Here is a 7,744-nt window from a genome sequence, read left to right as displayed (position 1 = left end):
AGTACCAAACTAAATAAGCAAAGGGGTATAGCACGCAAAAGTGGATTTGTATTATTCAGATTATTTTGGCGTTGAAAAATAAATTTTTGTGCCGAAAAGATGTTTATTGCCAGAAGGATGATTGCAGTAACTAACCTTAAAAGTCTTACTTTTATTAGAAACATCCCTATTTTCTAGTTCGTAAATTAAAAATAATGCGAAAAATAGTATACCTCTTTTTGATGCTATGTATGAGTTCAGTTATTCATGCCCAAACAGCCCCTGCCAAGAAAATCGATCCCCATAAAAAGGTATTAGCAGTAGAAGCGACTTGCGGGGAATGTCAATTTAAAATGAAAGGAAAAGGCTGTTCACTCGCCATAAAATTAGATGGGAAAAACTATTTTGTAGCCAATGCCAATATCGACGATTACGGGGATGCCCATGAGAAAAAAGGATTCTGTAATTCCATCAGAAAAGCAAAAGTGAAGGGTGAGGTGGTGGATGGCAAATTTGTAGCAAGCTATTTCGAGTTGATTGATAAGTGAGTTTAACAATTGAATTATGAAGCATTCACTAGACTACAAAATATTTTAAAAAGGTAGATTGCGATAACATAACAGTACTTCCGCCACTTTTTTTCTAAGTCTGGCCTATTTAATGGAACTCAGTTTAATGAATTGTAATAGTTACACACTTTGATTAATTCATCTTCTTTTTTGCACTTTAATTTATTGGCAGTAATAAAAGTTTCAATTAGTAATTTTTTATCGGAAAAATATTCCAAAATAGCACTTGTTGAATTAGATAGTTTGTGAATTCCTTTTAACGAGTTAAACGCAAAATAATATTCAACTTTCTGCAATTGAATCGCAGGCGCTCCTGGGTTTAATCCGTTTGCTGCATTTTGTGTTTCATCAATTTGAAAGTATTTCAACAATTTTGTTTTACCAGCATCTAATACTTGGTAAAAAACACTTTCATCCTGGTTGCCAATGGGGGGAAATCCAGATTCGAAAATGGGAACTCCTTTGCTATCCGCACATCCAATGAATTGAATTTGCCTAATTTGAACAGTTGGTGAAAATTCGTTTTCATCCAATTCTGATTTAGTATAAATAACAATATTATTTTGCAAATTTAATTTGGTACGAACTTTGGAAAACACTTTTCCATCACCCGTAATTAGGTTTGCATCGCAAAAAGTAGTTTTAAAAAAAGGATTTCCTTCTACATTTCTAGCGTTCCCTAATTTTAATGGGCTTCCATTTAAATCTTGGAGCATTGCTAAACTATTAGTGATTGATTGCGAATACATTGTCAGTTGAAAAGAAAAAATAAAAAACAAACCAAGCGATATCGTTTTCATAATAAAATTTCAGATAAAAAAATGCCTCGTTAATTTTCTTAACGAGGCATTAAATATAATGAATAAAACATTATTTAATCAAAGTAGAAACTACTGCAGAAAAAGTACCTGCAGAAACCCTAACAATTGTAGATACTGTGATTGTTTGGTCGCAAGAAGAGAATGATCCTGTTCCTGAAATGGTAGAAGGGCCATAACCAAATGTAGTTAACATAAAAGGTTGACTTGCAATGGTAACAGTAAAGTTAGCAGGGTTGGTCCAATCTAAAATAGCTGTTACGCCGTTTAAAGCAATCGGTTCGTTTGCTGCAAAAGGGCCAAATCCTATATCACTGGTTGCTGCTAAATTTTTGATGGTAACTGATGCACTTGTTGCTGTTAATGGCGTCCAGTTAGAAACGGAAGAACTGTATTTTGCGCCGCTTACAGCTCCCGTTAAAGCTCTATCATAATCTCTAGAAGAAGCATAGGAACCAACTAAATTTGTAGAAATAACATCACAGTATTTGCGCATTACCAATTTATACGTACTATTATAATCAGAGGCAGCCAGATCACCGCCAGTAATTTTAAAAGTCAACGTATCTACTCTAACACCAGGAAATCCAGCAAACAAACCTTTCACTGTTAAAGAATCTACTACATTACCAGCTTGAATTGTTACAGTACTTGCAGGCAAAGTATACTGAGTTCCCGAAGCTGCCCCTGTTGGGGAAGTAACGGTATAATTAATTGTTCTGCTTGAGCCAGATTTTACGGTTACACCAACGGGTATTTTGAAAGTTGAATTGGGATCATTTTTTACAAAATAAGTACCAATGGTTGCATTCATAAAGTGAGCTTGTGCTGGCGGTGTTACTGTATCGTAGGGATTGTTTTTATTACAAGCCATGATCATCACCAGCAGGGTAAATCCGAGTGCTGAAAAATACAATTTATTTTTTTTCATAATTATGTTTTTTGTAGGGATCGTCTATTAATAACCTGGGTTTTGAACCATATTAGGATTTGCCAATATTTCATATTGAGGTATTGGGAAAACAAATCTGTAGTTTCCAGCGGCCAAAGTTTGCCAAGAAGCGCTGGTAACATCAGTTGCACCTCTATTTACCGGTAGATTATTTCTTTTTAAATCAAATAATCTAGACCCTTCAAAACAGAGTTCCTTATATCTTTCGTCTAAAACTGCAGTTAACAAATCAGCAGCAGAAGCAAAGGATGCATTAAGGTAACCAGCAATTCTGCTCGCTCTTAATGTATTTAAATCAGCCGTACCTAATACAACATTCGGAGCAGCAGATTTTGCATAAGCTTCTGCCCGTATCAAATACATTTCAGCAATTCTGATGGCTTTCATATCTACAACTCTTCCACCTTTCGAAGATGTAAAAAACTTATTTACATAAGGTTTTGCTGGCGATCCAGTATAGGCTGCAAAATAGGCGGATTTTCTAATATCGGAAGCACTAAATGTTGCCATTAATTTATCTGCTGGCCCAATGTATACAAGGTTTCCTGTAGTTGTCCAAAGTCCACCAATGTTTGTTCCTGTTGCATATCTAATTCTAAATAAGGTTTCAAACACATTGGCATCAGTCCAAATTCCACCAAAATCCGCAGAGGTGGTTGCCAATGGTTTCACATTCGAATTGATTACTGCTGTTGAATAGGTAATTGCATTCGCATAATCTCCTTTATACAACGCAACTCTAGCACGAATTGCATTAATATTTACCTGATTCATTACCGTATCCTGGAAAGAAGCCGTTGTTACAGCAGGACATAGCGAAAAAGCATCGCTTAAATCTTGTTCAATTTGAGTTACTACTTGTGCCATTGTATTTCTAGCGGGCTTAGCTAAGATATCAGACTTCAGCATAATAGGTACGCCTAACTCTGCTGGGCTATAAGCTTTACTGTATGTCTGCAATAAATCAAAATGTGCCAATGCTCTCAAAGCTAATAACTGACCTTTTAAAATGTTTCTTCTTGGCTCCTCAAAAGTGGTTGCAATAACTCCAGGTAATTTGTTCAATGTGCGATTCACCTGATCAATCAAAGAATAATAGCCAGTATATGCTCCAGTTACATCACCTCCGGTTGTACCATCAGAGCTATATTGGAAACGAAATGTAAGTGCACCCTGTCCATTATTATCCACACCTAATTTTGCTTCATCGGTAACCAAAGCAGTTGAGTAAATGGTATTCGCATTTGTTCCATAACGAACATATGCCCCATTAACTGCTAGTTGTGCATCTGCAATGGTTGAAAATGCGTTTACATCCGAAAATACGTCTGTGGGAGCAAGGTCTAACTGCTTACTGCAGCTACCCAATAAACTCGCACCTAGTACTGTGTAAACAAAGTATTTATGTAGTTTCATTGTTTGTGTTTTTATCTATTAGATAATTAGAAAGTAATATTTAATCCCATAGTCACCGCACGTGGATTAGGGAATTCACTTAAGTTAATATTCGAACCACCTGCCTCAGGATCCATTCCTCTCCATTTTGTCCATATAAATAAATTGGTTCCTTGAACGAAAAATCTAGCTCTTGTGATAAATTTAGTTTTTTGAATCAAATTTTGAGGCATATTATAACCGATAGTTAAATCCCTTAAACGCATGAAATTAGTTGAGTGGATCAGTTTTGAAGAGAAATTAGTGCCATATAATGGACTAGGAGTGGATGCAATATCTCCCGGTTTTTTCCAGAAGTTCAAGTCAGCAGATTGATTGTATCCACCACTCATAAAACCTACAGGATTCTCAACAAAATATTCTAAATTATCTGTTTTAACTGCACCCTGTTGCCAGCTAAATAAAACAGAAAAGTCAAATGCTAAATAACGTATTTGAGAGCCAAAACCTCCTTTCCAAGGTGCTTCATACGTTCCGTAATCTTGAACAGCATAACTAGCACTGTAAGTAGAACTAACTTTGCCTTCTTTGGTATAATATAAAGGAGCTCCACTTGCAGGATCAACACCCGCCCACTTAACTTCATAAATTGAACCTAATGCTTTTCCAACGCTGATCAAAGAAGTTCCGGAAGGATATGAATCCAATCCTCCTAAATCTAAGATAGTATTTTTATTGTAAGCAGCATTTGCAGTGATTGTCCAACGTAGGTTCTTCTTGTTGATGATATCATAGTTCAACAACATTTCAACACCTTTGTTCTGCATAGTACCTGCATTCACCGTAATGGAAGCACCAGTACCTTCTGCAGTTAATTGTTTTTGTACAAATAAATCTTTTGTTCGTTTGTCATAAACGTCAACACTACCGTATAATTTTCCTTTAAATAAGGAGAAATCCAAACCTAGATTTGTTTGATAAACTGTTTCCCATTTCAAATCAGGATTGCCTAATGAACTAACTGCTAAAGTAGCCAAACCAGAATAAGTTCCTGTTGATGTATAGGTAGGTAAATAGCCAAAATCTCCGAAAGGGAAGTTGTCGCTGTTACCTGAGCCACCATAACTTGCTCTTATGCTCAACTCTTTAATCCAATTAACATTCGTCATGAATTTTTCTTTCATTACATTCCATTTCGCGGATACTGAATAGAAAGGAGTCCATCTGTTGTTACTAGGCAACTTAGAAGACCCATCATATCGATAGGAGCCAGCAATCGTATATTTCCCATCATATATATAGGTCGCTGTACCCAACATAGACAATAATGCATTTTGAGATTTAGCACCGCCAACATTCGCAAATAATAGATTCACTGCATTACCCTGCGTAATTGCAGCAGGAGTATTTGGAGTTCGAGGATCGATACCGTAACCCGTTAATGAGAAGCCCTTACCGTACTGGGTTAAATATTCACCAAGAACAGTGGCATTAATTTTATGTTTTTGAGCTATTAACTTGTTATAGGTGATGGATGGTCTAATATTGAATTGCAAATATCTGAAGTATGCTTCTGATTGATTACCAGCTAATGCAGTAGGTGAAGTTGTGGCTGCAGGTGTTCTAGTAAATGCGAGTTTACTTCCATAGCTAGAAGATTGCGTTTCTCTAAAATCAATACCTGTTGTTACAGCTGCTGTAAGATCATTTGTTAATTTGTAAGAGGCAGTCATTCCAAGAACTGCTTTCAATTGATCGTTATAGTTTAAGTCATATTTAGTTAAATCTAACTGATTTGCTCCAGCAAATGCTGATCCAACACCTGTTGCATAGTTACCAGATCCATCTGGCTTAAACACCAAAGAAGTAGGTGCCTGAAGGTTTACTATTAAAAATGGATTGCCTAAGCTGTTGGTAGTGGTGCTTTGTTGGAAATTTCTTTTTGTATAGGCAAAAGAAGATTGCAATGAAAAACTGAATTTGTCATCTGCATAATCGATATTGTTTCTTAACGAAACACGCTTCATGTCTGTTCTCGGAGTGGTACCTTCCTCATTATATAATTCTAAACTAGAATAAATGGTTGTTTTACCAGTTCCACCAGATAAACTAATTTGATGATTAGAGAAATTTCCGTTTCTGAAAACATAATCTCCCCAATTGCTATTGATCTTAGATATGGAATCCAATAAAAAGTCTGCTTGCGCTTGACCTGCAGGTCCCAAAGTAGCATACCGTGGGTTCTGCTTTGAGTAAAACCAACCCGGGATAGCTGAACCACCCCCTGCTATTTTACCATAATCTTCCTGTGCTTTTAAGAGTTGAGTAGTATTCATTGGTTTGAAAGCAAAGTCAGGTTTTGCTTTTTGACCAAATTGACCATTGTAACTAAATTTCATTTTTCCAGACTTACCTTTTTTGGTAGTAATTACAATTACACCAGAAGATCCTCTAGAACCATACAGAGAAGATGCAGCAGCATCCCTTAATACATCTAGGCTTTCAAAGTCATTGGGATTTAATCCTTGAAATACACCCGCTTCAACAGCAATACCGTCTATAATATATAAAGGGCTACTTCCACCAGAAATAGAACCTTGACCTCTAATGATAATGTTAGTATTAGAACCCGGTGCACCGCTTAAAGTTAAAGCAGCCAACCCAGGAACCTGACCTTGCAATAATTGGTCGAAAGAACCTACGGGGCGGTCAACCAATGCTTTGGCAGAAATTGTTGTTCCAGCACCAGTAAATTCTGATCTTCTTTGTTTGCTAATACCCGTAGATACAACCACTTCATCTAAATCTGAACTAATATTAATCAAAGAAATACTAATGTTGTTTTCTTTGCCAATACTAATTGATTTGGTAGTGTAACCTACATAAGAAATAAGTAATGATTTTGATGTTGTTGGCACTGAAATAGAAAAATTACCTGCATCATTGGTTAATGATTTTGTAGAAGTTCCTACTACCAGTATGGTAGCTCCTGATAAAGGGGCGCCATTATCGCCTAAAACCTTTCCTGTTATTATACGATTTTGGGCGTTTAGTTGTAAAACAGCCAAAATCGAACACAGAAAAACTGTAAATAGTTTTCTCATAATTCGTTTTTTAGTTTTTGGATTGCAATAATAGTTAAAAAATTTAACATTTTTAACACAATAGCATAACAAAATGTTCAAATTGCTGAGAAAATAGGTTATTTAGGTGTGAAAAAACTTCACCGAGGAGTAAATTACCCCACCAGGTGTGGTTGTAAGTGGAAATTGATAGAACGCTGTCACTTTTCGCTAAAATGGAAAAGGAACTTACTTTTCTAATGTGAGTGGTATTAAAATAAAAAACATTGTACGAATGGCACAATGTTTTTATTTTGTGATCCCGCTGGGACTCGGACCCAGGACCCATACATTAAAAGTGTATTGCTCTACCAACTGAGCTACGGAATCATCCTGATTGAGCGCTTCATCTCTTTCGGAGTGCAAAAATAGGGATATTCAAAAATTCACCAAATATTTATATTCTTATTTCACCGTTTTACCCAGATTCTTAATCGGATAAGCAGAATAAAGAGTTTATTTTTGTTAATAAATCAATCAGCATGTCGACTTTTTATAATAAAGTGGTAGTGATTACAGGCGGTTCTGATGGTATTGGTAAGGCATTGGTACAACTTTTTTTAGCCCAAGGTGCCAAAGTGGCTACCTGTGCCCGCAATCCCGAAAAATTATATGCGCTTCAAAAAGAACTGGCAGGAAAGCCTCTGCATGTGCAACAAGCCGATGTAAGCGTTGAAAATGACTGTCAACTTTTTATTCAAGGAACGCTGGATGCTTTCGGAACCATTGATATACTTATCAATAATGCAGGAATTTCTATGCGGGCACTTTTTGCCGAAGCCGCTCCGGCAACTATTAAAAAAGTAATGGAGGTGAATTTTATGGGAACCGTTTACTGTACCCATTATGCTTTACCTCATATTTTGCAAAACAAAGGAGCCATTGTAGGTATTTCCTCCATTGCCGGAT

General features: G+C 36.4%; 6 protein-coding genes and 1 tRNA gene. 2 read left to right on the top strand and 5 right to left on the bottom strand.

The window, feature by feature from the left end; translation table 11 throughout:
* Window positions 1-194: 194 nt before the first annotated feature.
* Window positions 195-527, top strand: coding sequence for a DUF6370 family protein (locus ACOYLT_RS09215; RefSeq protein WP_422853566.1), 333 nt, complete (start codon window positions 195-197; stop codon window positions 525-527).
* Window positions 528-646: 119 nt separating this feature from the next.
* On the opposite strand, the gene ACOYLT_RS09210 is transcribed toward ACOYLT_RS09215, so the two are convergent.
* The 5 genes from ACOYLT_RS09210 to ACOYLT_RS09190 all read right to left on the bottom strand — a co-directional run bounded on the left by ACOYLT_RS09210 (window position 647) and on the right by ACOYLT_RS09190 (window position 7,165).
* Window positions 647-1,348: a hypothetical protein gene (locus ACOYLT_RS09210; RefSeq protein WP_422853565.1), complete on the bottom strand. Its 702-nt coding sequence runs from the start codon at window positions 1,346-1,348 to the stop codon at window positions 647-649.
* Window positions 1,349-1,418: 70 nt separating this feature from the next.
* Complete coding sequence (locus ACOYLT_RS09205) at window positions 1,419-2,297, bottom strand: hypothetical protein (RefSeq protein WP_422853564.1); 879 nt, start codon at window positions 2,295-2,297, stop codon at window positions 1,419-1,421.
* A gap of 27 nt (window positions 2,298-2,324) precedes the next feature.
* Window positions 2,325-3,734: a RagB/SusD family nutrient uptake outer membrane protein gene (locus tag ACOYLT_RS09200; RefSeq protein WP_422853563.1), complete on the bottom strand. Its 1,410-nt coding sequence runs from the start codon at window positions 3,732-3,734 to the stop codon at window positions 2,325-2,327.
* 26 nt (window positions 3,735-3,760) lie between these two features.
* On the bottom strand, window positions 3,761-6,817 hold the full coding sequence (locus ACOYLT_RS09195) for a SusC/RagA family TonB-linked outer membrane protein (protein WP_422853562.1): 3,057 nt from the start codon (window positions 6,815-6,817) through the stop codon (window positions 3,761-3,763).
* Window positions 6,818-7,092: 275 nt separating this feature from the next.
* Window positions 7,093-7,165 (bottom strand) — tRNA-Lys (locus ACOYLT_RS09190).
* Window positions 7,166-7,317: 152 nt separating this feature from the next.
* On the opposite strand from ACOYLT_RS09190, the gene ACOYLT_RS09185 reads away from it, so the two are divergent.
* Window positions 7,318-7,744, top strand: a 427-nt coding sequence (locus ACOYLT_RS09185; protein WP_422853561.1) for an SDR family NAD(P)-dependent oxidoreductase, incomplete at its 3' end; no start/stop codon positions are given.

The sequence above is a fragment of the Flavobacterium sp. genome (assembly GCF_049318185.1).
Taxonomy (GTDB): Bacteria; Bacteroidota; Bacteroidia; order Flavobacteriales; family Flavobacteriaceae; genus Flavobacterium.
This window is presented reverse-complemented; position numbering and strand designations above follow the sequence as displayed.

What these genes read in the sequence shown, in the direction of transcription:
- ACOYLT_RS09215 (WP_422853566.1), top strand. Translation starts at nt 195, where the DNA reads ATGCGAAAAATAGTATACCTCTTTTTGATGCTATGTATGAGTTCAGTT.
- ACOYLT_RS09210 (WP_422853565.1), bottom strand. Translation starts at nt 1,348, where the DNA reads ATGAAAACGATATCGCTTGGTTTGTTTTTTATTTTTTCTTTTCAACTG.
- ACOYLT_RS09205 (WP_422853564.1), bottom strand. Translation starts at nt 2,297, where the DNA reads ATGAAAAAAAATAAATTGTATTTTTCAGCACTCGGATTTACCCTGCTG.
- ACOYLT_RS09200 (WP_422853563.1), bottom strand. Translation starts at nt 3,734, where the DNA reads ATGAAACTACATAAATACTTTGTTTACACAGTACTAGGTGCGAGTTTA.
- ACOYLT_RS09195 (WP_422853562.1), bottom strand. Translation starts at nt 6,817, where the DNA reads ATGAGAAAACTATTTACAGTTTTTCTGTGTTCGATTTTGGCTGTTTTA.